Annotated in this window: 25 protein-coding genes, 2 tRNA genes and 1 pseudogene; 4 read left to right on the top strand and 24 right to left on the bottom strand. The window is 36.1% G+C overall.

Translation table 11 applies throughout. From position 1 onward, the window contains the following. Window positions 1–36: 36 nt before the first annotated feature. Window positions 37–675, top strand: coding sequence for a fibrobacter succinogenes major paralogous domain-containing protein (locus IPM92_12770; protein ID MBK9109202.1), 639 nt, complete (start codon window positions 37–39; stop codon window positions 673–675). A gap of 154 nt (window positions 676–829) precedes the next feature. Here the strand turns inward: IPM92_12770 and IPM92_12765 are convergent, their stop codons facing one another. The 18 genes and pseudogenes from IPM92_12765 to mqnE form a co-directional block, all read right to left on the bottom strand. Further along, window positions 830–1,177 (bottom strand): KTSC domain-containing protein, encoded by a 348-nt coding sequence (locus IPM92_12765; protein MBK9109201.1) that lies wholly within the window; start codon window positions 1,175–1,177, stop codon window positions 830–832. A 113-nt stretch (window positions 1,178–1,290) separates the two neighbouring features. After that, entirely contained in the window at window positions 1,291–1,899 is a 609-nt protein-coding gene (locus IPM92_12760; GenBank protein MBK9109200.1) for a clan AA aspartic protease, read from the bottom strand. A gap of 406 nt (window positions 1,900–2,305) precedes the next feature. Beyond that, window positions 2,306–2,611, bottom strand: coding sequence for a serine protease (locus tag IPM92_12755; GenBank protein ID MBK9109199.1), 306 nt, complete (start codon window positions 2,609–2,611; stop codon window positions 2,306–2,308). A 47-nt stretch (window positions 2,612–2,658) separates the two neighbouring features. Next, entirely contained in the window at window positions 2,659–3,114 is a 456-nt protein-coding gene (locus IPM92_12750) for a trypsin-like peptidase domain-containing protein (protein MBK9109198.1), read from the bottom strand. 69 nt (window positions 3,115–3,183) lie between these two features. Then, window positions 3,184–3,939: a hypothetical protein gene (locus tag IPM92_12745; GenBank protein ID MBK9109197.1), complete on the bottom strand. Its 756-nt coding sequence runs from the start codon at window positions 3,937–3,939 to the stop codon at window positions 3,184–3,186. A 62-nt stretch (window positions 3,940–4,001) separates the two neighbouring features. Further along, entirely contained in the window at window positions 4,002–4,376 is a 375-nt protein-coding gene (locus IPM92_12740) for a hypothetical protein (protein ID MBK9109196.1), read from the bottom strand. A 211-nt stretch (window positions 4,377–4,587) separates the two neighbouring features. Continuing rightward, window positions 4,588–5,121: a DUF3871 family protein gene (locus IPM92_12735; protein ID MBK9109195.1), complete on the bottom strand. Its 534-nt coding sequence runs from the start codon at window positions 5,119–5,121 to the stop codon at window positions 4,588–4,590. Between the two features lie 34 nt (window positions 5,122–5,155). Further along, a complete protein-coding gene (locus IPM92_12730; protein ID MBK9109194.1) occupies window positions 5,156–5,389 on the bottom strand; it encodes a DUF3871 family protein in 234 nt (77 codons plus the stop codon). Beyond that, window positions 5,379–6,208 (bottom strand): annotated as a pseudogene (locus IPM92_12725) (AAA family ATPase). The gene IPM92_12730 and the pseudogene IPM92_12725 overlap by 11 nt, the downstream one beginning before the upstream one ends. Window positions 6,209–6,299: 91 nt before the next feature. Then, a complete protein-coding gene (locus tag IPM92_12720; GenBank protein ID MBK9109193.1) occupies window positions 6,300–6,659 on the bottom strand; it encodes a hypothetical protein in 360 nt (119 codons plus the stop codon). Window positions 6,660–7,131: 472 nt separating this feature from the next. Further along, window positions 7,132–7,206: transfer RNA gene (locus IPM92_12715), tRNA-Pro, on the bottom strand. 54 nt (window positions 7,207–7,260) lie between these two features. Then, window positions 7,261–7,614, bottom strand: a complete 354-nt coding sequence (locus IPM92_12710; GenBank protein MBK9109192.1) for a four helix bundle protein — start codon at window positions 7,612–7,614, stop codon at window positions 7,261–7,263. 76 nt (window positions 7,615–7,690) lie between these two features. Beyond that, window positions 7,691–7,780, bottom strand: a tRNA-Ser gene (locus IPM92_12705). Between the two features lie 663 nt (window positions 7,781–8,443). Beyond that, window positions 8,444–8,584 carry a hypothetical protein gene (locus IPM92_12700; protein MBK9109191.1) on the bottom strand — a complete coding sequence of 47 codons (141 nt, stop codon included), beginning with the start codon at window positions 8,582–8,584 and terminating at the stop codon, window positions 8,444–8,446. Between the two features lie 74 nt (window positions 8,585–8,658). Beyond that, window positions 8,659–10,044, bottom strand: a complete 1,386-nt coding sequence (gene dnaA, locus IPM92_12695) for a chromosomal replication initiator protein DnaA (GenBank protein MBK9109190.1) — start codon at window positions 10,042–10,044, stop codon at window positions 8,659–8,661. 212 nt (window positions 10,045–10,256) lie between these two features. Then, window positions 10,257–11,006 carry a menaquinone biosynthesis protein gene (locus IPM92_12690; GenBank protein ID MBK9109189.1) on the bottom strand — a complete coding sequence of 250 codons (750 nt, stop codon included), beginning with the start codon at window positions 11,004–11,006 and terminating at the stop codon, window positions 10,257–10,259. After that, window positions 11,006–11,629, bottom strand: coding sequence for a histidine phosphatase family protein (locus IPM92_12685; protein MBK9109188.1), 624 nt, complete (start codon window positions 11,627–11,629; stop codon window positions 11,006–11,008). The genes IPM92_12690 and IPM92_12685 overlap by 1 nt, the downstream gene beginning before the upstream one ends. Window positions 11,630–11,638: 9 nt before the next feature. Further along, on the bottom strand, window positions 11,639–12,802 hold the full coding sequence (mqnE, locus tag IPM92_12680) for an aminofutalosine synthase MqnE (protein ID MBK9109187.1): 1,164 nt from the start codon (window positions 12,800–12,802) through the stop codon (window positions 11,639–11,641). 52 nt (window positions 12,803–12,854) lie between these two features. On the opposite strand from mqnE, the gene IPM92_12675 reads away from it, so the two are divergent. The 3 genes from IPM92_12675 to IPM92_12665 all read left to right on the top strand — a co-directional run bounded on the left by IPM92_12675 (window position 12,855) and on the right by IPM92_12665 (window position 18,337). Beyond that, complete coding sequence (locus IPM92_12675) at window positions 12,855–13,808, top strand: glycosyltransferase family 2 protein (protein ID MBK9109186.1); 954 nt, start codon at window positions 12,855–12,857, stop codon at window positions 13,806–13,808. A gap of 94 nt (window positions 13,809–13,902) precedes the next feature. Next, window positions 13,903–16,725: a TonB-dependent receptor gene (locus tag IPM92_12670; protein MBK9109185.1), complete on the top strand. Its 2,823-nt coding sequence runs from the start codon at window positions 13,903–13,905 to the stop codon at window positions 16,723–16,725. Between the two features lie 22 nt (window positions 16,726–16,747). Next, complete coding sequence (locus tag IPM92_12665) at window positions 16,748–18,337, top strand: T9SS type A sorting domain-containing protein (GenBank protein ID MBK9109184.1); 1,590 nt, start codon at window positions 16,748–16,750, stop codon at window positions 18,335–18,337. Between the two features lie 310 nt (window positions 18,338–18,647). Here the strand turns inward: IPM92_12665 and IPM92_12660 are convergent, their stop codons facing one another. The 6 genes from IPM92_12660 to IPM92_12635 all read right to left on the bottom strand — a co-directional run bounded on the left by IPM92_12660 (window position 18,648) and on the right by IPM92_12635 (window position 25,885). Further along, complete coding sequence (locus IPM92_12660; GenBank protein ID MBK9109183.1) at window positions 18,648–19,565, bottom strand: inositol phosphorylceramide synthase; 918 nt, start codon at window positions 19,563–19,565, stop codon at window positions 18,648–18,650. A gap of 77 nt (window positions 19,566–19,642) precedes the next feature. Beyond that, complete coding sequence (locus tag IPM92_12655; protein ID MBK9109182.1) at window positions 19,643–20,332, bottom strand: CDP-alcohol phosphatidyltransferase family protein; 690 nt, start codon at window positions 20,330–20,332, stop codon at window positions 19,643–19,645. A 41-nt stretch (window positions 20,333–20,373) separates the two neighbouring features. Then, window positions 20,374–22,923, bottom strand: coding sequence for a carboxypeptidase-like regulatory domain-containing protein (locus tag IPM92_12650; GenBank protein ID MBK9109181.1), 2,550 nt, complete (start codon window positions 22,921–22,923; stop codon window positions 20,374–20,376). Window positions 22,924–23,089: 166 nt separating this feature from the next. After that, complete coding sequence (locus IPM92_12645; GenBank protein ID MBK9109180.1) at window positions 23,090–23,536, bottom strand: phosphatidylglycerophosphatase A; 447 nt, start codon at window positions 23,534–23,536, stop codon at window positions 23,090–23,092. Beyond that, window positions 23,537–24,880 carry an inositol-3-phosphate synthase gene (locus IPM92_12640; GenBank protein MBK9109179.1) on the bottom strand — a complete coding sequence of 448 codons (1,344 nt, stop codon included), beginning with the start codon at window positions 24,878–24,880 and terminating at the stop codon, window positions 23,537–23,539. Window positions 24,881–24,895: 15 nt separating this feature from the next. Continuing rightward, entirely contained in the window at window positions 24,896–25,885 is a 990-nt protein-coding gene (locus IPM92_12635; GenBank protein ID MBK9109178.1) for an NAD(P)-dependent oxidoreductase, read from the bottom strand. Between the last annotated feature and the right edge of the window lie 94 nt (window positions 25,886–25,979).

The raw sequence follows: 25,979 nt of genomic DNA, 5'->3' as shown, positions 1-25,979 counted from the left end.
TTTAAATAGAGTAAGAATATTATAAAACAATTAAAAATGCATAAAATAATATTTTTAAATTTAAGTACAATTTTTATGTCTGCAACGATTGTAACAACTTGTGGATGCAATTTACCAATGAAGTTACCAATGGAAAACAAGTGTGATGGTAAAAACCTGAATGTTGAGAAGTTTCGCAATGGCGATCCTATTCCAGAGGCAAAATCAGAAGGAGAATGGAGAACTTATTTACAGGCGGGCGAAGCGGCTTGGTGTTACTGGGATAATTTGTGGATAAATGGAGTGAAGTATGGTAAGTTGTACAACTGGTATGCAGTAAATGATCCAAGAGGATTAGCACCAAATGGTTGGCATATCCCAAGCGATGATGAATGGACGATTCTAACGGATTATTTAGGAGGTGAAGTCATTGCAGGTTTTAAAATGAAATCAAAAAGTGGTTGGTATGATGGGTGTATTATTAGTACTAATAGTAGTGGTTTCTCAGGTCTTCCGGGCGGCTTCCGTTACTATGATCAATTCCACTACATTGGTAAGTACGGCTATTGGTGGAGTTCTACGGGGTACAGTACAAACCGTGTCTGGTACCGCTTCCTGAATTGCGTGGATGGAACAATAGGTAGGTACGACGATGGTGAGGAAATAGGGATGTCTGTTCGTTGCCTCAAAGATTAATTTATTTGATTCATTTGACAATTTACCACGAAGCGGACGATTTTTTAAAATGGTACTTATAGTGATTTACTGTTTATAAGAGGCGATTTATTGTTGGCTATTTTTTGTTTCACGAAAGATTTTGAAAGTGTCCAAAAAATGGAGATTTTAATTTCTAATATAAGTCTAAACCTCCTCGAATGAACTTGTGATAGTAACTTCCAAATGATTCTGCATTTTTAAAATCATTCCAAATATTAATAGGTAATCCATCAAATATGTAACTCTTTTTAGATGTTTCTAAAATAAAATATCCGTCTTTTTTATTACAAGAATAAAATCTTGCATTTATAATCCAGGAACTTTTACTTGTGTTTACTTCATCTGTAAAATTAAACTTGGTGGTTTCAATTTTATTTAATGCTTCGTCGTAGGATCTGAAGTTGTCCTGTAAGGTTTCACAATTTTGTCCTTTGCATGATAAGAAAATAAATAGTAAGAAAATTAATTGAATATTTTTCATTTAATTAAAATTTAATATTTATTAATAATATATTTAAGCAATTATTTACTATATGCATATAAAATTAATCTGAAATTAATCATCAATAATGTTGTTTGATTTTGAATTATTTGTCAGTAATTTTCTAGAATTAATACCCGTTTTTCAGTATCAATAGACCATTTTTTGTAAATATCTAGAACATTTCTTCCTAATAGTAATGGTGAAATAGATGGAGAAATAAATACATTTACATTTTTGCCAGTATTATTTCCAATTTTAATCGAAGGTAGCATAACTCTTCTAAATTCAACTATTGAACCATCAGCCAACTTGTACAATACTGGATTTAAATAATTATTTTTAGTAATAAATCCTTGATTAATAAACTTCGATTCAAGCATTTCAGTAATCGATGTTTCACTAGCACCTGAATCAAGAATATAGTTGTAATTATTATTACAAATTGAAATGCTTAATATATAAACCCCTCCTTTCAGCTCCAATGGGACTTCAATTTTATGTTCGTTATTTAGTGCCGTGCCTTCATTATAATTTTGAGGACTAAATGGATCTTCACTGTCTTTAATTTTATATTTGTCACTTGCTTTTAATAGGGTAATTAAATATATAAAAGCATTGTAAAGTTTTTTGTCAGTATATTTATCGCCTGAAGTACAAGATGCAAATTGACCTTGGTCCAAACCAATAATTATAACTGCCCTTATTTTGAACACATCCATCTAAATTTTTACAAGTAAACTTATTCGACCCAGTCTCTGTAATTTTTACAGAATTAGGATTTATATCGTCTATATGGAATTTCTGGCTTCCATCTTGACTTCGAATACCGTTTCTTTTTTCTATTTGCTCAATTGTTATGTAGCCGTCAGTTGAAAATGAAAAAGTTTTAATTAAATATGATTAAGGATGATTAAGAGAATGATTAATATAAAGAATTGTTTCTTCAATGGACAATTGGTGTGCACAATTTAGCCTAAAATTAGAAATAGAAATGAGTAAAGTGAATAAATTATCTAAATATTTAATATTCATAATGATTCTTTTGAAAAACGAATTTGTAATCTATTTAAAAGATTTTAGTACCCACAATAATTGCCTAGTGAAAGCCTTTCTGTAAGTGAAAATTTATTTTACTAAAACCATACAAACATAATTTCTCAATATCTTTATCCGCTCTTCAAGTATCATGTCGCCTAAAAGACTTGTTCCATCAGGTTCAGTTTGATTCCTTGTTAGAATTTTTATATACTCAGCTTTGACTGCATAATTTATATTTTGCGGAAGGTAACCTCTATATTTTGCAAAATAATAAGGGTTAGCAGTCGAAGTTGTCACTCCAACAACATCCCCTTTATCATTGATTAATGCCCCACCACTATTTCCTGGTTGTATAGAAGCTGAAATTTGCATCATACTTGCATCATCTTCCATTCCTGTGACTGCACTTACTATACCTTCTGTTACTTTAATTCTTGATCCTAATGTTGTTGGATCAGGAAACCTATCGCATACACTTTTGTCCCAATATTATAACTTGTACTAATAGAATATGGTAAATTAACTAAATTTTTAAAAGAAGGATCATTAATAACTATTAGTGCTAGATCATTTGATTTATCAACTTCAACGATTTTAGCCTTATAAATTTCTTGGCCTGAAATATAATCAAATTTTACATCTACATGATTTGCTTCTTTTACGACGTGATAATTTGTAATAATATAACCTTTACTCGAAACAAAAAATCCAGAGCCCCTAGTTTTATAGTCATTAGCTTGACTATTTTCATCTTTGAAATTTGGACGATTATGATCTGCATTTGTTGAATATTCACTAATATCAATGCCATAAATCGCCCATTTATTATTATCTTCTGCATCTCCCTCAATAATATCAAAAACCTTAACATCTTTTGGTAGTTTTTGAAAGATCAAAACTAAAATCTACAATTTCTTCACATTGCAGTTCTTTTCTTAATGGAAATTGTACAAGGTTTCTTATTTTTATAAGTTCAGATTTCCTGTTTCCAAGATAATCAGAAATAAAAAAAGCATTAGGACTGCCAGGTCTATAAGTATTGACCCAACCATAGCATTTCCCGATGCCAATTCTTTATTTAGGTATCTTAAATTTACTACTATAGCACTATCCCAAATTTCAACACTTGTTAAATTTAAATTGTTATTAGACCTCAATCTTACTTTGGGTGAATTATTTGTAGCAATTAGTTTACCCAATGATTGCAATGTATTTTGATTAAGGTTTCTTTTAGATTTGAATTCATTTGCCAAGTAATTTGAATATGACCATTTGTAATTCTCAAATAGTTTATTATAGTTTTGAACAAGGCATTTTTTATAATCGTTTTTTGAAGGATATACATTATCACATGCCAACTGGTTATATTCCTTATGAATTTCATGGCCTTCACAATCTAAAAGCTGAATCAAGCAAGAAATAGTAGATTTATTTTGATAAGAACTACCTGCATAACCAAACGTAAATAAACAAAAAGCTACATCGCATTCATTCAATTTTGCCCTTTTAAATTCTTCATACTTTATTGATTGTATTTTATTCTTTTGATTTAGTCTCAATATTAATTCTTCTTGAAGAATGTCACTATATATTAAATCTCTATTTTGACTAAAGACAACTAACTTTTTAAAACCATTAAGGTGATTTAGATTTTGTCCATTAGCATTGTTTACTAGAGCTATACAAAAGCATATTAGCAATAATTTTAAAATGCTATTCATTTGATTTCTTTATAAAATTAAAAATATATACATTTGAATCCTCATCCTTTCCTGTAAAGCTATCAATGTATTCCCAAACCATTCCTAAACATAAAATTATAAATACCTATAATCGAATGATACTTTATTGGTTTACCATTTATATCTTCAATCTTAGAATCTTTTTTACGAACACTAAAATTTTCTTGGCCATAATCTATACTGACTATTGGTTTTCCTTTAAAAGGATTTCCAGTAACTACAACTTGACAATACTTAATTTGATCAAATTGGTTTATGTTGACGCCATCAACTATAACTTGAGAATATACCCCGGTGTTAAAATGTATAGTTAAAAATAAAATTATTCTTGAATTCATCACTTTAGAATTTATTTTGATCTTTTCCGGGCATAAAGATAAAAAATAAATTTCTTTATTAGGCATCTTAACTCTCATGACAAATCTTTAATACACTCCAATAGCTGGACCAAAATAATTAATAATAAACCCAAATTTACATTCTACCCTATAGGCAAAAATGTAAATCTGGGTTACTCAAAATATTCCTAACATAATGGGTACTAAGGTAAGTACCATGATCCCTGGGATAGTCCTATGGAGTTCATTGGTTAATAGAGTACTGGAGACTCCTCGGTCTAGAAAACCATCAATGAGCTCTTATTGGCTTCAGTAAGTAGGTTATAAAGACTCCAGAGGTTGATTTGACCATCCTTTTGACTGAGTTGGGGTCACTGTAATAACCCTTTACAACAGAGCTTATTTGAGAGTCTGTTAAAGCCATTTCTGGAGCACTTTCATAATAGGGCCTCATCCTGCACTTCCCTATAAAATGAGCAAACTGTGAGTCTGTAAGTGAGTAATTGGTCAGGTTTTCCAGCCAATTTAAATGCTCTTCCGGCCTGTAAATACTGATCATTTCCTTCAATTGTGAGTTTACCATATGGGCAGAGCTGGTTTTGAAATCCAGGACTACCCCATCTGTAGAAACACAAAGATTAGAGCATACAAACACCTGAAATCCCACAAAAAACTTAAAGTGTTGGCTGGCTTTTTGGTCCCTGCCAAGGTTATCCCAGGAATAGGACTTCACTCCACCAATGACTAATGATAGCTGCTGGTTGTTGATGATGGATGTCACTTCTGGAACTCTAAACAAGTACATCATTCGCTCATAGTACAAGGTAACTTCATGTGGGAGTAGTTCTGCAGCTTTTTTAAACTCTTGGCTTCAGGAATCTTCCCATTACAGGGTGAGAAACCCTGATTTGAGGTTCTAGAGCACTAAAGCCTAGAGTGTCAATAGCCTCCCTGGTAGTTTCCACAAGTTGAGCCTGGGAAATAAGAGGATGATTATCTTTTGAGAATACTGGAATTATATGTCTTTGCTTTATTTGCTCCAGATCTATTGGCAAAGTATTAGCCACAATAAATGTTTGATCAATGTCCATTTTCCAAGGATTTAGGGTTTGAAAATTTGTTTACCAGGGCTGCTTTTCGTTCAATGAAAAAGCCCATGTTTTCATCACTTTTATAAGATTTATAGAGTTCTCCTAAGGTTTTAAGGTTATCCGCTGACTGGATTTTAGTGATATTATCTTCTTCTCCAGATAAACACCACTGCTTTATTTTGACTCCAGTAGATTGGTCAATGATGAATTCCGGAGAATTGATAAATAATCCAGTCCTGTCCTTATTACAACTAGCTAAGTGTTTGATATTTAAGTCAAAAACCAAAGTAAATTCATAGTCCACCCCATCCCTTTGGATGGCTTTTAGACCTATTTTCTCAGGGACCATTTTACCATTCTTGTCAGATAGGACATAATCCTGCTTTACCCTAAGGGTGGCTATCAGATGTACTGGAGAATTGATCATCTTTTGAATGAGCTCATTGCGCCTAGGGAGTTACTTTTGCCCAATTAGCAAAGGAATTTCCAGCTAGTCCAGCATGAAAATCTATTAAATACTCCCAGCTATGAGAAATGGAATCAATGACAATGACCTCCATTCCTTCATTTAATGCAAGGTCAATAGCTTGAATGTATTTTTCTGGAGTAAAGGTGGACAAATAGCTTAATATAATAATCTCCTAAATGTGCATAGAGGTCTGAGGAACTGTTTTCAGTGTCAATAATGCACACTTTACTAAAAGATCCACATAAACCTGCAGCTAGTTGAAGGGAGGAGTAGGTTTTACCACTTCCAGATGGTCCTTGAATTGCCATTTTAATTTTGGCTTGTTTTCTTTGTGCTTTTCGAATATTCATGATATTGAATTTTATACGGTGATAAAAAAATTATACAAAAAAGGAAAAGGCGTACACCGAGGGCATACGCCAGTCCTTAAAATGGCAGCAGTTAAGCTTCAACAAGGCTACCATTTTTGCTAAAGGTGTTCACATCTGCTTTTACTTTGGATGGAGTTTCATCAGGAGAATAAGCCCATCTGTAGTTTAACTCAATGATTTCTCCAGTTTCTGGAGCAACAAAATCATAGGGCTCACAATTTTGTTTGATGATCCTTCCAGGAATTTGCTTACCAACTAAAGTAGCAGCTACTTGCTCAGAAAACGTAGAGGAAATACTGCACTTTTTGGCATTTGCATAAAAGCTACCTGTTTGAGACTGGACAATTTCCAGATCTCCTTGAAGAATGAGGACTACAAAGGATTCCCCATCCTGATTTTGCCTTACGGCATAAGCACTTACTGTTACCATTTTCAATAAAATTTAAGAATTAATAAACCCCTATTGAAGGGGGGAGGGATACTTTCCCAACCAGAGATTGACGGGGGTGTGGGAATACCGGGTAACCTAACTCATCATCATATATATTATTTAAAGGAAGAGTTGATCATTTGTATTGATAATAATAGCCCGTAATCAAAATAAATGATAGTATATATTATGAGCTTGCTTGTCATTGTAACAACAATACATAATGTAAAAATGGAAGTATTAAAATCAATAAGTGTTTTGGTTTGAAAGGATCAGTTCGATTAGCATAAAATCGATATAGATTAAATGTCTAAAATCATTTGAATTTAAACGATTAAAAAGAGGCAATAGAAGTCAAAATGAAATGTAGCACAAATAACTTAACCAATAAAAATTCTATATTTTACTTGCAAATTGTTTGCAAATAAAAAAAGGAGCTACAAAATTGCTCTTGTAACTCCTTGATTTTCAGTCGGGGCGGAGGGATTCGAACTCTCGACCCCCTGCTCCCAAAGCAGGTGCGCTAACCGGACTGCGCTACGCCCCGAATTCGGCATGGGTGTGGGTGTGAGTGTGAGTGTGTATTTTAAAGCTTTTGCGCTTAATCTTCTTTCACGTTGCGGTACATACCCAACAACATTTTCGAAATTTGCTCGTATGCCTGATAAAAATCTTCGAAAAGAGCATCATCAATCATCCGCATTCCTTTTAATACATCTAATATAGCTACACATTCAAATGCAGAGGACCGGGCCACTGTAAAAAAATGCTTTTTCTCTTTCGGACTAAATCGACCTGTCCCTTCTGCAAGGTTCAGCTGAATGCTTAAAGTTGCCCTTTTGAGTTCGTCAATCAGGTATTTATCATTCAAAGAGCCGGCAAAGATATACTTTAATACCTTTTGGTTGGTAATCTTGATGAGCTGATATATTTCTAATTTCTCAAAGTCAAACATTCATTGATTTTATAAAAAACAAACTTCAATACACACACTTTCGACCACACTCACACTCACACTCATGTTGAATTTGCGGTGAGGGAGGGATTCGAACCCTCGGTACCCCTTTTCAAGGTACGACGGTTTAGCAAACCGTTAGTTTCAGCCACTCACCCACCTCACCTACAAATTCCTTTATCTTTATTTTTTTTACAGCCTTTGCTGTTCTTTTTATTCCTTCAAGGGAGGGATGCCGACGAATCCGCCTTCATGTCTCCTGCTTAATTTCATATTTCTTTGGGCGGATTGTCGGCATGCTGACAAGCTACGCTTCGTCAGCATTCGAACCCTCGGTACCCTTTTCAAGGTACGACGGTTTAGCAAACCGTTAGTTTCAGCCACTCACCCACCTCACCTACAAATTCCTTTATCTTAATTAAATCCTTCTTCAAGGATCTTTTTTTCTTTCAACTCTTCAATTGCTTCTCAATCTTGCAGCACTCCCACACACCACCCCACACTCCCCCATGCCGAATTCCCCTCACACACACCCCCACACCCCCCCCCCCCCACTCACACCTCCCGATTCCTCGGACCCTCGAGGCCCACACCTCACCTACAAATTCCTTTTATCTCAATAAATCCTTCTTCAAGGATCTTTTTTAATTTTTTTCAATTCTTTAGTTCTGCCTAGATATTATAACACACACCCATACCGGATTCCACACAACCACACACACACACACACTCACACCCATGCCGGATTCCACCTCACCTACAAATTCCTTTATCTTTATTTAAATCCTGCTTCAAGGATCTTTTTTTCTTTCAACTCTTCAATTGCTTCTCAATCTTGCAACACACACACCCACCCACACTCACACCAATGCCGAATTCCTACACACACACTCACACACACACTCACACCCATGCCGAATTCCCACACACTCACACCCACACCCACACTCATGCCGGATTCCACACCCATGCCGGATTCCATTATCTCTAAAAATCAATGAATTACAATGATATTCACGAAATAAGCTCGCAAAAATAGGAAATCTATTTTATTCGTTGGCTTTTCTGGATTCTCTTTTGTACGACTTCTGCAATTTCCCGATAAAGTGGGTCTGCATCGAGAAGGTATTTCGCCATATTACAAGAATATAGAACCGTAGCGTGGTCTTTACCGCCAAAGAATTCTCCAATTTGCTTGAGGGACTTCTGTGTAAACTGTTTGGAAAAGTACATCGCCATTTGACGGGCCATCACAACCTGCCTTTGTCGTCCCTTTCCGACCAATCGTTCCATGGGTACTTTATATTGGTCAGCTACAATTTTAGCAATGATTTCGACACTGAGCTCCTGATTAATTTGATTGACAAAACTCTGAACAACTTCCCGCGCAAGCTCAATATCTATTTTCCTGAAATTCAAAGACGATTGGGCAATCATGGATACTAATGCTCCTTCCAGTTCGCGGATATTGGATTTAATGTTTTGGCAGAGATATTCCATCACATTATCAGGCAAATGTTGCTGATTTTGATCCAATTTGGCTAATAATATGGCCATTCTGGTCTCAAAATCAGGCGAGGTCAGATCTGCACTTAAACCCCATTTAAAACGACTGACCAACCGTTCTTCGATATCCTGTAAGTCTTTTGGCGGCCGGTCGGCACTAAGCACAATTTGCTTACAGTTTTGGTGAAGTTGGTTGAATAAATGAAAAAATATTTCCTGGGTACCTGCTTTGCCTGCAAAAAACTGAATGTCATCCAATAACAAAACATCCAGATTTTGATAAAAATTAGAAAACTCTGATACGCTATTGTTCTTAACGGCAAGGATAAACTGATTCGTAAACTTCTCAGCATTAGTATATACGATGTTCTTATCCGGAGAATTTTGTAAAATGCCATTTCCAATTGCTTGAACCAAATGTGTTTTACCCAAACCCACAGATCCATAAATAACGAGCGGATTAAACATATTGCCAGGCTTTTGTGCAATGTGTAGCCCTGCTTGGCGCGCAACCCGGTTGCAGGTTCCTTCAATGAAGTTCTCAAATTGGTATTTAGGCGATAAATTCGTCTCAAACTTCAATTTTCGAATGCCCGGAATTACAAATGGATTTGCAATAGCCCCTGGATCACTAAATGCTTCTTTTTCAGATTTTAAAGGCTTTTTACTAAATCCGGGCTTGTGGTGATCTTCCACCAAAATTTGGTACTCCAACTTTCCCTGATCTCCTAACTCCTTTCTTACACAACTGCGTAGCAAATTCAAAAAATTGGACTCAATCCACTCATAAAAAAATTTATTAGGTACTTGAATCGTCAATGCATGATCTACCAATCTGATAGGCACTATGGGTTCAAACCATTTTCTAAAATTGTCTTTTGGAACTGCATTCCTAATGAGGTCCAGAATTTTATTCCAAACCAATACGGGATCAGTGGTGCTATGTTGTAAAGTTGGCTTCAATATCACTGCTTCGGAAATAGGGAAAAGGATTGCAAATTTGCAAAATTTCCGTCGACTCTACTGAATAATAAATAAAAATATTTTGTTTTATAAGATCCTGCATCCGTTTATTTTAAATATAACATTTAATCCTCAATTATAAATATATGATTGCTAAGGAATAGGATTTGATCTTAGTTAACCAATGGGTTCCTAAATCCAGCTAAATGCAGGAATTTATCGATCGCCGTTTTTTTATCTTCATCTAAATGATAAGAAATATGTTGTCGGAAATAAGGGATCAGGATTTCCTTAGGAATATTAAATTGCTCAAAATTTTCCTCGTTCAGCAAATAATCAAGTCCTTCTTTAAATGCGTTTCTTAAACACAACTCCATTTCAGCAGATAATTTGTTTTTCGAAACCCACACTGCAAAAACAAAGGGAAGTCCGGTAAAATTATTCCATTCATATCCAAGATCCATAGAATAATTATATTGATGTTCTGCAACAAAAACTTCATCACCAATAATCAATTGAGCAGTTTTTAATTGTATTTGTTGGGTCTCACTTTTGCAAAAACGGACTCCTTTCCAAGCCCAATATTCTTCTGCTAATATTTTAACAAGAATGTTTGAAGTTCTGGATGCATCACTCAATACAATTTGTTCAATTTCTTCAAATTTATATTGACTGAACAAGCGCACAGTCTTAACAGCACTCACAGAACCAATACAATAATCAGTTACTCCATATAGTTTGTCAAAATCACTCAAGGCGCCAACTGGCAGCAATGCGATATCCACTAAATTTTCTTTCAGCAAACTCGCACAACGCGAAGGCAATGCTCGCTCCCACTGCAATAGGCCCTTTTGCTCAAGTTTATTTAAAGCATAACTAAATGGAAGTGAATTTAAATATTTGACGGAAGCTAGTCTAAGCATTAGATGCCAATGTTTTGAGCAAGGTGATCACAATTATTCTCACACACGATTTGCCATTCCTGATCATACCAGCCAACAATATATAAACAAGTATTCTGATGCCCAATAGTTTCCATCAAACTCAATGGTTGTTTCCGTATCAAACACATCATTGCTCGCAACGTTCTTCCATGTGTAGCAACTAAAGCTTTTTTAAAATCTACCAATTGCAAATCATTCAAAAACGATTGGATGCGTTGCCCAAGTTCGTAGGCAGATTCTCCCCCATCAGGTTTGTCGTGATAATTACCTAGTGACCATGATTGAATAATCCGGTTATACTTTAACATGAGGTCCGGATCTCCACATTTTCCTTCGTGCTCTCCCCAACATATTTCATCGATTCTATGATCCCTGATAATTGGTAAACCAGTACTTTCAAAGGCAGCAATCGTTTGATAAGTTCTGATTTGAGAAGAAGCCCAAAATCCATCAAATGCTACATCTTTATATTCATTATAAAATGCTTCTGCTTGCTTGCGTCCGGTTTCATTCAAATGCGAATTTATACTTCTCCCTTGCACTATTCCGGAAAGATTATAATCCGTTTCACCATGCCTCAATATGTAAAGCAATTTCTCCACTGAAATATTTTATGAATGGACAGGTAAAGAATAATACCGCAAGCCTGAATTTAAAGATGTATCTTCTTTTGTATATTCTTTGATCTCATGATAAAGAGAATCTCGTTCAATAGCCCTTCGGCCAACTTGTAAAATCAGTTGCACGATATCATCTGTCGTCATGCTTGGATTCTGTTCTTCAGATCCGGCCATTGAATAAATTTTTGTGGAATCATCTATGGTTCCATCAATATCATCAACTCCAAATGCCAATGATAACTGAGCATAATCCCGCCCAAGCATTGGCCAGTAAGCTTTGATGTGATCAAAGTTATCCAAAAATATTCTGGCGATCGCATAATTTCTTAAATCTTCAATCAGACTTACTTCTTCCAAATGCGACATTTGGTTATTCTTATTTCTGAATTTAAGTGGAATAAAGGTTTGGAAACCGCCGGTTTGATCTTGCAAATTGCACAAACGCAACATATGATCCACGCGATGTTCATAAGTTTCTATGTGCCCGTAAAGAATTGTGGCATTTGATTTCATGCCCATTTCATGCCACAATTGATGAATGCTTAGCCACTCATCGGAAGAACATTTTCCACCCGCTATTTTTTCTCGAATTTCTTCATCAAAGATCTCCGCTCCGCCTCCTGGCAAAGAATCTACGCCCGCAGCTTTCACCATTTTTAAGCCTTCTGCATAACTCAGTTTTGCTTTTTTGAAAATATAATGATATTCTACCGGAGTCAGGGCTTTCAAATGAATTTCCGGTCGATGATTTTTAATGGCTCTGAAAAAATTGCAATAAAATTCAAGATCATATTTAGGCATGACTCCACCTACGATATGTACTTCGGTCACCGGCTTAGAATCATATGATTTAAACTGATCCATCATCTCTTCTAATGTATATTCCCAACCTTCTTCTCTTTTCTTAATCAATCGCGAATAAGAGCAAAAACTGCAGGTATAAAGACATATATTGGTAGGTTCTATATGAAAATTTCTATTAAAAAAGGTCTTGTTACCATGCTTTTGTTCGCGAATCGCGTTTGCCAATACTCCCAAATAGCTTAAATCTGCGTATTTATATAGATCCAAACATTCACCAGCTTCAATCCGCACTCCAGCCAAGACTTTATCGCGTATTTGCAAAAGGTTGGGATGTTTGGGAAGGGTTTTCATGAGAGAAAAATGAATTAAAAGAATTACAAAGTTACAACAACAATTCTCCCTCTTGGTTGCGCCAAGAACTATTATTGAGGATCCCCTATTTTTTCATAGTTTTGCAGGAGTGCTTTCTATACTTATTCCCGAGTTTAAAACAGATGTTCGAAGGCTGGTTACACAGCTATCGAGTCAAGCTGAAACCTTATGTGTTCCTTATGAAATTCTTGTGTTAGATGATGCTTCAGGTGAGCATTGGTTGGAACTTAATACTTCCATCCTGCAATTGAAGAACTGCTTCATTATTGCAAATGATACCAACTGTGGCCGAGCAGCTACCAGAAATAAATTGGCAAGGAAAGCTAAATATAATTACTTGATTTTTTTAGATGCCGATGTCCAAATCCAGAGTCCGGAATTCCTGAAAAATTATTTAAATCTATTCTCTGAAGAACGCGATCAGGTATTTTACGGATCATGTATTTATCCTCCTCAAAAACCCGTCGATGAAATTTATTTATTGCACTGGATGTACGGTACAAAAATTGAAAATCCAAATTTAAATATTCGCCAAAAAAATCCTTACCGCACATTCCATACCGTAAATTTTGCCGTTAAAAATTCAATAATACTCAAATTTCCATTCGACGAAAACATTCGGAATTATGGGCACGAAGATTATGTGTGGGCATGTTTATTAAAACAACATGGAATTGCCATCATACATATCGATAATCCGGTTGTACATGAAGGCATATATTCGACCCGCCAATTTCTCAGAAATACAGTATCAGCTGTAAGAAATTCAATAAAAATTCATAAATCAAACAAAGGACTGATCCAAACTAAACTTACAAAACTTGCAGATTATATTTACCTATTACGACTCCATCAGCTGTGTCTCTTCCTATACAAAAAACTGGAAAAAACAATGATCAGAAATTTAAGGGGACGAAATCCAAATCTTTGGTCCTTGCAAATTTTTAAATTAGGTATCTATTTGAGGTTTTGGTCCAAAAGCTAAACACTTATTTTTGTTAACCAAACCTATATAAATTCCTTCGCTCTTGTTAACTTGCATGGGATTCAGAAATCCCAAACAAAAACGCAAGAACAACATGAAGGCAGGATTAAACATATTGCACTTTATTGTAATATTTTTATGTTTCATAATCAGCTTTTTTATTCCGATTTTCGCACAAAATACCCTTATCGGTAATTTAAAAGATGCCAAAAGCGGAGAACCCTTGATTGGAGCAACGGTTATCTTAAAGGGCAGTTCGATTGGCACAACCACTGATTTTGACGGACAATTTTTGTTAAAATTTGAACTTTCCTATCCAATCTCTTTAGAATTTAGGTATAGTGGATATGCCACCAAAACGATCGACTTAAGCGAGCCCGGTAAAAGTCTGAACATTGAATTGGAAGAAGAATCCGTAATGATCGATGTTGTAGAAATCAGTGGACAAAGGATAAGCGACAAACAAAAAGCGTCTCCGCTCACCGTAGAGTCCATGGACCTCATCGCCATACGAGAAACGCCATCTGCAAGTTTTTATGACGGACTCGGATCCTTAAAAGATGTTGATCTTACAACAGCAAGCTTAGGATTTACCATCATTAATACCAGAGGATTCAACAGCACCAGTCCCGTTCGTTCACTACAAATCATTGATGGTGTCGACAATCAATCACCGGGACTCAATTTTTCATTGGGCAATTTCCTGGGCTCCTGCGAATTGGATGTCAATAAAGTTGACCTCATTGTAGGTGCCAGTTCCGCATTTTATGGACCGAATGCATTCAATGGTGTCATTAGCATGGAAACAAAAAACCCTTTTATCCATAAAGGATTGAGTTTTCAATTAAAAGCTGGCGAACGAAATTTATTGGATGCCTGTTTGCGTTGGGCTGATGCTTTTAAAAATAAAGACGGTCATGAGTACTTTGCTTACAAATTAAATTTATTTTATCTGACTGCTAATGATTGGGAAGCTGAAAATTACGATGCGGTGTACAATTCCATTTCAGCTGATTCGAATCCCGGTGGTTATGATGCGGTGAATATTTACGGTGATGAATACCAGGCTGAATTCGATTATAGAAATGCAATTATCACTTATCCTGGTCTAGGTATATTTCATCGCAGAGGTTATCGCGAAAAAGATTTGGTCGATTACCACTCACAAAACTTTAAAGGAAATGCTGCTTTCCATTTTCGATTAAAGCCAGCATTGTCATATGCATCACCTGAACTTATATTTTCAACAAGTTTAGGCGGTGGCTCTACTGTTTACCAGGGTGATAATAGGTATAGTTTAAAAAATATTACTTTCTTCCAACATCGCCTTGAATTGCTTAAAAGGGAAAAGTATTTTCTACGTTTTTATGCAACGCATGAAAATTCAGGGGATTCCTACGATCCCTATTTTACTGCATTGAAACTCCAGCAATCTGCCAGCGACAATTTTAACTGGGTCACCGCATATAGCAATTACTGGACTTTAAACGTGGTTCCAAAAATTAATTCAAAGGAAGGTTACCCAAAAATTTTAGATTTTCTAGGAAGGCCGAATGAATATAAAGCTGCCGTCAATTCATTTTTATTTGGCTTGCAGGATTCTCTAAGCTTGTGGCATAGTCTCGCTCAGATATTCGCCAATACCGGTAACAATCAATTGCGTACCAATTCCTTTTTCGAACCAGGATCAGCTGAATTTCAAAGTGAGTTTGATGATATTACTTCCCGGATTTCTTTTTCTGAAGGTGGTACAAAATTTTACGACAGATCTGCTTTAGTGCACGGCCATGGTGAATACATCTTTTCGGACCTTGTACAAGCCTCAGATATCAACGATCTGGATATTGTTGTAGGTGCAAGCGCAAGAATTTATTATCCTGATTCAAAGGGTTCCATTTTGCTGGATACAGGAAATACAAACATCAATACTTACGAATATGGCCTTTATGCCGGTGGCAATTTTTCCTTTTTAAACAACGAAATGCGCATTAATCTGACAGGCAGAGTTGATAAACACGAAAATTTTGAATACCTTTTTTCTCCCGCTGCATCCATAGTTTACCAGCCTTCAAAAAATAACTATTTAAGAGTTTCCTTTTCATCTGCGATTCGCAATCCTACCTTGTCAGATCAATACTTGCATTATAATGTAGGGAGAGCCATTTTATTGGGTAATATTAATGGGATCAATGATCTCATAACCGTGAATTCTTTTGTGGATTTTTTAAACAGCGGGATTCGTGATACGCTCGAATATTTTAATGTACCTGCGATACGTCCGGAAAAAGTAAAAACAATCGAAATTGGCTATCGCACGACCTTGTTAAATTGTATTTATGCAGATTTGGGATATTATTATAGCAAATATGAAGACTTCATCGGTTATCAAATTGGCATTAATGCCTTTATACCACAGGGAAGCGCATTACCAACAAGTGTTCAAGCCTATCGCGTAAGTGCAAATGCTAAAGACAAAGTAACGACTCAGGGTTTTTCGATTGGATTAAATTATTTCTTTAACCAACTCTATCAACTCAAAGGAAATTACAGCTGGAATATTCTTAATACGCAAACTGACGATCCGATCATTCCTGCATTTAATACGCCGGAGCATAAATATAATTTAGGCATTAGTGGCAGAGATTTACAAATCCTGGGAATGAATAATTTCGGATTTAATATCAATTACAAATGGATCAAAGGATTCATTTTTGAGGGTTCCCCACAGTTTACTGGATACATTCCAACATATAGTCTAACGGATGCTCAAATAAACTGGAATTGGAAATCTCAAAACACGACTTTTAAATTAGGCGCCTCCAATGTTTTTAATCAAAAAAGTTATCAAACTTATGGTGGTCCATTAATCGGACGATTGGCATATATCAGCATACTTTATGAATTTAAAAAAAATTAATTAAACAAAAAAAATTCGAACTATGAAAAAACTTTACACTTTATTATTTCTTTTATCCATAACCGTCCAGTTTTCATGGGCTCAAAGACGGTATTTAGATCCGATGTTTCCGGTGCTCCGAACAGCTGACGTGGTCTTTGGAAAAAACATTGGTGTAATTACCGGTGCACCCGCAGCAGAAGACTTGAAAGCAGATATTTACACACCTGCCGGAGACGCTAAAACTGATCGTCCATTGGTGTTAATTGCACACACAGGAAGTTTTCTTCCACCACTTTACAATGGTCAAATTACTGGTGCCAGAACTGATTCTGCAGTAGTAGCTACGGCTGCATATTTGGCATCCAGAGGCTTTGTTGTAGCAGCTTATACCTACAGACTTGGTTGGCTGCCCACTTCTCCAGATCAAAATGCAAGAACTGGATCCCTGTTGCAAGCCGCTTACAGAGGTATTCAGGATACCAGAAGCTGTATCCGTTATTTTAAAAATCAGTTGCAGAAGACAGTAACCCTTATGGTATCGATCCATCAAAAATATGCGTATGGGGGAATTGGAACTGGTGGTTATCTGGCATTAGGTACAGGGAGTTTGAATGATTTTGGAGAAGTTACTTTGCCTAAATTTATCAATACACAGACTTTGTTGCCATTTATTGATAGCACTTTATTAGGCAATATGTATGCAACTACACAAACGCCACTTTGTTTGCCAAATCATCCAGCTTACAGTTCAAATTTTCAAATCAGTGTTAATCTGGGTGGAGCTTTAGGTGATTCATCATGGCTTGATGGAGAAGATATCGAACCTGCCTATACGGGAGTACATTGCACCAACGATTTTTTTGCGCCCTATTATGAAGGTCCGGTCATTGTTCCTACCACTAACCAATTTGTGATCTATGCCACAGGAACGAGAAAGTGTATTGAAGTTGCTAATAACTTAGGCAGCAATGAAATACTTAAAAACGTGGACCCGGTTTTAGATGTCTTAAAAAGTGGAATTGATGCTCAAAAAGCAACGCAAACCATTTTGCCTTTGACGCAACAAAATATTCTTTTAGGTACGGATAATTTTTACGGACTTGATATTCCACTCATTTATAATGGAAAAGTGACTCCTCAAGGCTCTCCATGGGAATGGTGGGATCTCAATACCTTAAAAGTCATCGTGCAAATTGTAAACGCCCAACGCGGTACCAATTTCAACGCAGATACACTACACCTCAATGGCTTGGCCACAAATCCTGACATGAGTGCTGATAAAGGAAAAGCTTATCTGGACACCGTGTTTAGATTGGCCCTTCCAAGAATGTGCATTGCTTTAGATCTCGGTTGCCAGGCAGTTGGCTTGAAAGAAGTTGAAGCATCAGAAATAGGCTTATCCATTTCACCCGTTCCAGCCATACATGAAGTGCGTTTTGAAACCAAGGCTGAACATCCGATTCGTTCCGTTTACATCCATGATGTACATGGCAGACTTATCAAAGCCCATTCAGATATTAACTCCGCTAGCTTTGTAATGCCGCGAAATCAATTGCAGGCAGGTTTTTATATTGCTCAAGTACGCACGAAAGACAATATTGTAACAAAGCAAATTATCATTCAAGATTAATAAATTCGCATTAACGTTTTCAAAGGCCATCCATTCGATGGCCTTTTTTTTTATAATTATAAAGTGGCTGAAGAGTTCCAAAATAAATTCATGAATCTTTAGCTAAGTTTGAATAATACAACACAAAATAATGATCCCGGAATTGTCAATAGGAATCGTCGTGACAGTGAAAGGTGGAAAAAAGACAGGCCTCTTCGCAAAAATTTTGCGCTGAAGTAAAGCAGTAATTTCATGGGGCACAGATTTCGAGAAGGGGTATGTATTTGAAGCAGTTTTGGCTCGTAATAGAATTTTAATGACAACTCAGGGATTATTGCTTTAAGCTTATCATATCAGTATATGCGCTCAGATAAGATTTGATTTTATCTGATTTTAGAATTGCATACTCAGTTATCAGCCAACCGGCTATTCCGCAAAAAATTCCAGCCAGAATATCAATGACGTAATGATGTTGGGTATATACAGCCGCCCACCAAATTCCCACTGTAAAGAAGCCAAGAATGGCACTCCATACAAAATAGCGATTCCGGATGCTGTAAATAAACGCGACCAAAGGATAAGCAGCATGCAAAGAGGGAAATGCAGCAAACACATTTGAACTCTTTTCATACATGCCTTTGTAAAGGTTGATATCGAGAAGCGCATCTATTCTTAACAATCCAGCTGCATTTCCAGGTGTCTGAGGAATAAATTCAAATCCATGTAATTGAATATACCAAGGTGGTGCTGCCGGGTAAGTATAATATAGAATAAATCCCAAAATATTACTGACTAAAAAACAAATTGAAAAGCGAAGTAGTTGGTTGGGATTCTTTAGAAATAAATAAAATCCAAATGCAAGAGGAATTGGCACCCAATTAATATAAAAAAGACCTGCAAATAAATCACAAGTTGCGCATAAATGTTTTAGAAAAAATTCATTTGGCGTAAGGATTTCTCCGGCTTCATAAATCCCAAAAATTCCTTTTTCCAAATCGTATAAATCCCGAATGTTTACTTCGTGAAACAAGTAATTCGGAAATGCTTTCATTCCGTCCCATATAATCCAATAGATCAGAAAAATAAGGAATGCAAAGACAAATTTTTTACCGTATGGGTGAATGGTATAGGCTGTAACGCAGAAAACAGAAAGAAATATATGCTCGCCCTTAATTCCAATTAAACTGTTGAATACCCATAAATACATCAATGCCAAAGCGACCAAGATATATTTGTCTTTCGTCATCATTCTCTCCGCTATTAATTATTAATCTTCAAATTCATCTTTTAATATGCAAAAATAAATCCTTTCAATATAAAATACATCTATGAATTTAAGACTCTTTTGCAATGCATGAGCCTGGTGTAGGCCGTATAATTCGCCAAGATAGCCAAAAGTGTAATGGGCAAAGTAAAAAATGAGATCGTCTCAAAAATATGAAATGGAACACCCTCAATATGCCAATAAAAATCTCCGATAAAATAAAAAACCAAGCCGCATATAATCCCGGAGATACCTAGTGTGATGATTCTTTCCGGCCTTTGCATGAGTCCATCACTACAACTTATTCCGAGGCCTTCGGCTCTAGCCCTTATATAACTTACCATCATAGAGCCAATCATGGCTACAAATGCAAATAATGAACTTAAAAAATAATGATAAGAAACCAAATAATAACAGATTCCCAAAAACATGACCAACTCACTGTACCTGTCTAATACGGAATCATAAAGCGCTCCAAACTTGGTTGATGATTGAGTTTGGCGCGCCAATTGACCATCCAGCATATCAAATAAGCCCGCGATCAATATAAGTAATCCGCCCCAACCTACAAATGACAAATCCATGCGTTCTCCTTGTTCTGCTCCAAATACGAACCAAACTGCCACTAATAAATTTAACATAAATCCTATAGTCGTAATATGATTCGGTTTTAATCCAAATAGCATAGCCAACTTGACAGCAGGTGCTAAAATGGATTGCATATATAGTTTGATTCTATCTCGAAATTGCATGTTTTTTGAAGTCATTTCGGAAGTTGATCCCATAGACAAATTTAAAACTCAAATTTAACTCTTGCCCGAATACCTGATTTAGAAACATTCGGATTATCCAAATAATTTAAACGTCTCACATAATCCACTCGTACGATTTTGAAAATATTATAGATGCCTACACTAGCCTCCACATAAGGCTTTTCTTCAAGTGTGTAGGTAGATGCTATCCCATCTGCAGTGGCGGGGAATTTATACAAACTGGCATTTAATGCAGGATCGTTTTCGTCCCTTACTCCACCATAAAGCAATTTTACTGAAAATACTTCCCTCCATTTTAACTTTTTAAACAAAGGGATTTTATTAAACAGGGCACCTGCCAAATAATGATTGTAATTGACAGAATAATACTGATCACTGACGAATTCCAAAAAATTCATCAAATTATAGGAATTCAACTGGTATGAATATGTTTGATTGGCACGATGTACATATAATAATGGAAATGGAACCTGACCAAATACTTTACCTCCTTCCAATGTTAAATCGGCAAATCCAAATTGTGGAAAATAAATTCTCTTATAAAGACTTGCAGAAATATTGTGATAAGCATATTCTCCACCTAAAACATCTTTCAAACCAAGGCCGTAACGCAAGGTAAAGATTGGATGTTTATTAGGCAATGGTACTCTATATAATTTCCCTTGAAAAAATTGTTCATTTGGAGCCCAGCGAAAGGTAAGACCGAGTTCCAAAGTGCGCAAGGATTGAATGCTATTAAGGGTGTCGCTGTAATCGATTTTGTTGTAATGCAATGTACCTGCCGGGTGTTGCGTCCAATGCTTAAATTCAAATTTTAGAGACGTGTGATTTTTAAATTCATTTAAAAACTGGAGTTTGTAAATATCATTGTAAAGCCATTTCTCATTATCTCCTCTCTTAAAAGATAAAAGAAAATTATCTTCCTGCACAAACTGCAATTCCTGACCAGGTATCTTGGTATCTTTTTGCAAACTCACTGTGAGCTCTTTAATCGGAAATACGCTGATTCTGTCTTTCGCAAATGAATAAGTACCTTCTAAATAATATTTAAATTTTTGATCTTTAAAGCCGTAAGCAATATAAGATTCAAACAAATATTTGGTACTGAATACAGGTGTCGTTCTGCCTCCAACACGCAAGCGAAATCCTTCCACCGGATTAAAACTATAGAAGGTATTCACTGGCCCGATTTCAACAGGCCCTGCTACTTTATACCCTGCCAGTAATATAGTCGCTATGTCCATTATTCTTCTGAAGCTTGGCAATTTTTGAAGACTATCCATAGTTGCATATACCCCTGCTTCTGATTTAGTCAAGGTATCATGCCGCGCTTCGACCCAAAAGGAATCTTGTTGACCCGCCAATTTCTTCGCTTCGATTTGAGTCGGTCCTTCATAATCTGAATCCGGTCTGGCCTGATTAAATTTAAAATTTTTATATGAAATGTTCTTCTGACCAAAAATACCCATTTTGGCATTTGTAATTCCAAAATCGGCCATGATCTCATCTTTATCGAGAATATAGCCCAATGAATCTGCTTTCACAAATCGCTGTCGGATGGAGAGTTCTTTTACCCAGTTTAAATTGATTTCTTTATTAACTGCCATCCTGACCTCCTTCACCGCATAACTTCCATTCTTCGTAATAAATAAATCACCCTGAAATAAATAATCAGTTCTGTTCTTTGGATAAAATGACAACTGAAAACAGGAATCCTCATCAATAAATACGGTATCTCTGATATAAAATCTATAAAAAGTTGGAGACAGGTTTGCGATAGGACTTAAAAACAAATTACCAAAAAGTTGAATGTTGCTTTCATAAATATCTATATCCTGATATAAGTATTGAAAATATTCAGCCAGAGATTTGTCGTCAATAAATTGACTAAAGTTCACAAATCTTTCACCTTTTAAAATCTCTTTAGTGGCTTTGGGTTCCTTTCTATAATAGACATCCCAAATATTTTCTTTCAAATAAACGGGCAACAATGGTTTGCCATTCATTTTAGAAGAATCTAAATTATCAAATACAAATTGAAAATTTTTAAAGATCTTTTTATTTTTAAACTTCTCAGAAACATTACTCAATGCAAATTCAAGCTTCTGATATTTTTCATACTCATATTGCTCGAAATTTGATTTTCTGTTAATTTTTTTATTGGCAATAACTTTTTCGATCAATTCAATCGCAGGGTTATTCTTCTTCGAATATTTTTGTTTTGCTGATTTGACAAGCACTTCGTTCAGTACGCTATTGTTAGGCTTTAGTTGAAAATTAATAACTTGTGTCTCACCATATTTTACAGCAATCACTTTGGTTTCATAACCTACATATCTGGCTTCGAGATTTAAATACTTTTTGGAGGTTTCTAAGGTATACAATCCATCAAAATCAGTATTCGTACCGGTGCTTGTGTTCGAAAAAAGCACATTTGCAAATGCCAGTGGCTCTTTTGTATTTGCATCTGTTACAATGCCTTTAATCACGGTTCGTTGAGCCTCTACAATACCAAAAATCAGTATTAAACTCAAAAACAAACCTGTTAATCTCAAAAGTATTGTGTTCATAGAAACTTCCTAATAGGCTTACTAACTATTGTATGTCACTTGGTTATACTTATTAATTTAAAGGACCTTGAAATGGTAAACCTGGCCATACAAAAACTTCACAAACAACAATTCTTTAGAATGAAAGTTGATTTCACATGCGAAAAAACTCAAGTCCGAGACCCATTTAGCAGTGAATATAAAGTTGAACTAAAATGTTTGAATAAACGCCGGCAAGGATGTCATCAGCCATTACGCCCCAAGCTCCAGGCAATTTTTCCACTTTTCGAATGCCTAATGGTTTATAAATGTCGAAAAAACGAAATAAAACGAACCCAGCCAGGTATAATGACCATGATACCGGAATAAACACCAGCGATACCATAATTCCCGCTACTTCGTCTATGACGACTTTTTGTGGGTCCTTGCCCCAAACTGCTAACAGTTTAGAAGAACTCCAAGTTCCTAACAAAATAATGAACAAACTTAAAACAGGCAGCAAATATTCTGCAACGCCTTTATTGGAAAACAAAAAGAATAAAATGAATGCAGCAACGCCTGCAGCTACTGTCCCTGCTCCTTTTCCGAAATAACCTAGCCCGAAAAAACTGGCAATGACTTTATGAAAAAGCATTTACAATGATTCCATTAAATCCTCATAATAATCAAGGCCTAAATGCGTGATGAGGTCCTCTCCCATCAGGTACCTAAGCGTATTTTGTAGCTTAATCAATTGTTTAAAAATATCGTGTTCATGTTTCAATCCTTCCTTGACCTGTGGCGATTTATAATAAAATGACAACCACTCCTGAATGCCCTTCATCTTGGCCCTTTGTGCTAAATCCATAAAAAGTGCTAAGTCTAAAACGATAGGCGCAGCTAATATGGAATCCCGGCACAAGAAATTGATCTTTATTTGCATCGGGTAACCCATCCATCCGAAAATATCAATATTGTCCCAACTTTCTTTATTATCGCCTCTTGGCGGATAGTAGTTGATCCGCACTTTATGATACATTTCTCCATATAAATTTGGGTTTGATTGAGGGTCAAATATTTCTTCAAGCACGCTCAATTTGGAGACTTCTTTAGTCTTAAAATTTTCAGGATCATCGAGTACTTTGCCATCTCTGTTGCCCAGGATATTTGTTGAAAACCAACCGGAAACCCCTAATGCTCTTGAATACAATCCGGGTGCCACGATGGTCTTCATAAGGGTTTGGCCAGTCTTAAAGTCTTTACCTGAAATTGGAGTTTGATTTAAATGGGCCAATTCAACCAAGGCCGGTATATCACAGCTGAGGTTAGGTGCCCCATTTGCAAAAGGAACTGATAATTTTAATGCCGCATAAGCATAAATCATGCTGGGGGCAATACATGGATCATTGTCTTTCAAACCTTGCTCAAAAGCTTTCAAGCTTAAATGCACGTCTGAAGTTTCAACGTATTTTTCAGTGGAAGCACACCAAACAATGACTGCTCTTGAACAATCATTCTCTTTCATAAAATTTTTGATATCCTCCATGAGCATTTGAGCCAATTCAAATTTCGTATCTGCCTTTTTGACATTTGGGCCATCAATATTTTTGACATAGGTATTGTCAAAAACTGCCGGCATGGGTTTAATTCTTTCGAGTTGCTGCTTTAAAGGTTCTAAATGCTTGATTTCCAAAACTTCTGCAGTGACTGCAGCTTCATACATATTATCTTCAAAAATATCCCAACCTCCAAAAACGATGTCTTCCAACTTCGCTAAAGGCACAAAATCCTTAATCATTGGATTTCTGCTTTCCGTTCGTTTGCCTAAACGAATGGTACTCATTTGGGTCAGCGAACCTATTGGCAAGGCAATATTCTTCTTTACTGCTTCAACACCGGCAATAAAAGTTGTTGCTACTGCCCCCATCCCAGGAGTTAAAATTGCCAATTTCCCCTCTGCAGCAGCAGGTTTTTGGATCGAATTCTGATTTTGTTGCATTTAATATTTAGTTTTTTATGAAAGCCACCCCTCTCTTTGGTACCAATTTATCGTTTCTTCCAGGCCCCTTCGAAGATTGTATTGCGCCGCAAATTTAAAATCTCTTGTTAATTCTGAGGTATCACATGCCCAACTTGGTGCAAGTATCTCATGAAGTTTGTCTTTATTGAGTAAAGCTGGTTTACTTTTAAAGATATGGATAAACTCGCTGACACCGGCAATAAGACTACCTGCAATCACCGGCAGATTCAATCGGATTGGTTTAACGCTCAATAGTTGAGCGATTTCTTTGCCAAAGGCAGTTTTATCATAAATGTTCCCATCTGATACGACATACTTACAACGACTGACTTCAGCTTCTAAAGCACTCATTACGAGTTCACTCAAATCTTTGACATAGATAAAACTCAATGTCTGGGGAGCATTACCTATGTATAATTCTATTCCCGCTTTAAGCATTTTTATCATTTGTAAAAAATCTTTCTCCCTGGGGCCATATACCCCGGTTGGCCTAAATACAATAAAATTGAGATCAGGCAATTCTTCAAGATGTTTTTCAGCCAATAGCTTACTTTTCCCATAGTAGCTGCATGGTTGTTCCTGCCTTTCATTAGATAGGATATCCCCGGCAAACTTACCCGGGCCTAATGCAGCTAAACTACTTATGTATACAAATTTTTGGATAGGTCTTTCTGATTCAACCGCTGCCTCAGCTATTATTTTTGTGGCGTGCGCATTCACTGAAAAATAATCTTCAATCTTTTTTGTCTTTGTGATGCCGGCATTATGTAATATATAGTCCACTTGATTTTCGTGTAACAGCTTTTTGAATGCTGGTTTATCAAATAAACTCAAACTATGATATTTTACATTAAATTCTTTCAAATAAGACAAATCACTGTTTGGACGAACCGTCACATGGACCTCAAAGCCTTTTTCCAAAGCTTTTGACACAAAATGGGAACCCACAAAACCGGTAGCGCCTGTAATTAAAATATTTTTCATAAAGCCCTAAAAGTACAAACAGTACGATTCATAAGTACCATCCATTTCGGCAAATACACAAACCGCCTAAAAAAATGAAAGCTCTTGGATTTGA

The organism is Saprospiraceae bacterium, from assembly GCA_016719615.1.
Classification (GTDB): Bacteria; Bacteroidota; Bacteroidia; order Chitinophagales; family Saprospiraceae; genus Vicinibacter.
The sequence above is the reverse complement of the archived record's forward strand: the minus strand, read 5'-3'. Positions and strand labels throughout refer to the sequence as shown.

Coding starts and splice junctions, on each gene's coding strand:
- IPM92_12690 (MBK9109189.1), bottom strand. CDS start 11,006: ATGCTTAGACTAGCTTCCGTCAAATATTTAAATTCACTTCCATTTAGT.
- IPM92_12765 (MBK9109201.1), bottom strand. CDS start 1,177: ATGAAAAATATTCAATTAATTTTCTTACTATTTATTTTCTTATCATGC.
- IPM92_12655 (MBK9109182.1), bottom strand. CDS start 20,332: ATGCAATTTCGAGATAGAATCAAACTATATATGCAATCCATTTTAGCA.
- IPM92_12720 (MBK9109193.1), bottom strand. CDS start 6,659: ATGGTAACAGTAAGTGCTTATGCCGTAAGGCAAAATCAGGATGGGGAA.
- IPM92_12755 (MBK9109199.1), bottom strand. CDS start 2,611: ATGGAAGATGATGCAAGTATGATGCAAATTTCAGCTTCTATACAACCA.
- IPM92_12710 (MBK9109192.1), bottom strand. CDS start 7,614: ATGTTTGACTTTGAGAAATTAGAAATATATCAGCTCATCAAGATTACC.
- IPM92_12665 (MBK9109184.1), top strand. CDS start 16,748: ATGAAAAAACTTTACACTTTATTATTTCTTTTATCCATAACCGTCCAG.
- IPM92_12640 (MBK9109179.1), bottom strand. CDS start 24,880: ATGCAACAAAATCAGAATTCGATCCAAAAACCTGCTGCTGCAGAGGGG.
- IPM92_12645 (MBK9109180.1), bottom strand. CDS start 23,536: ATGCTTTTTCATAAAGTCATTGCCAGTTTTTTCGGGCTAGGTTATTTC.
- IPM92_12730 (MBK9109194.1), bottom strand. CDS start 5,389: ATGGACATTGATCAAACATTTATTGTGGCTAATACTTTGCCAATAGAT.
- IPM92_12760 (MBK9109200.1), bottom strand. CDS start 1,899: ATGGATGTGTTCAAAATAAGGGCAGTTATAATTATTGGTTTGGACCAA.
- IPM92_12650 (MBK9109181.1), bottom strand. CDS start 22,923: ATGAACACAATACTTTTGAGATTAACAGGTTTGTTTTTGAGTTTAATA.
- IPM92_12660 (MBK9109183.1), bottom strand. CDS start 19,565: ATGATGACGAAAGACAAATATATCTTGGTCGCTTTGGCATTGATGTAT.
- IPM92_12700 (MBK9109191.1), bottom strand. CDS start 8,584: ATGGGTGTGGAATCCGGCATGAGTGTGGGTGTGGGTGTGAGTGTGTGG.
- IPM92_12670 (MBK9109185.1), top strand. CDS start 13,903: ATGAAGGCAGGATTAAACATATTGCACTTTATTGTAATATTTTTATGT.
- mqnE (MBK9109187.1), bottom strand. CDS start 12,802: ATGAAAACCCTTCCCAAACATCCCAACCTTTTGCAAATACGCGATAAA.
- IPM92_12745 (MBK9109197.1), bottom strand. CDS start 3,939: ATGAATAGCATTTTAAAATTATTGCTAATATGCTTTTGTATAGCTCTA.
- IPM92_12635 (MBK9109178.1), bottom strand. CDS start 25,885: ATGAAAAATATTTTAATTACAGGCGCTACCGGTTTTGTGGGTTCCCAT.
- IPM92_12770 (MBK9109202.1), top strand. CDS start 37: ATGCATAAAATAATATTTTTAAATTTAAGTACAATTTTTATGTCTGCA.
- IPM92_12740 (MBK9109196.1), bottom strand. CDS start 4,376: ATGAGAGTTAAGATGCCTAATAAAGAAATTTATTTTTTATCTTTATGC.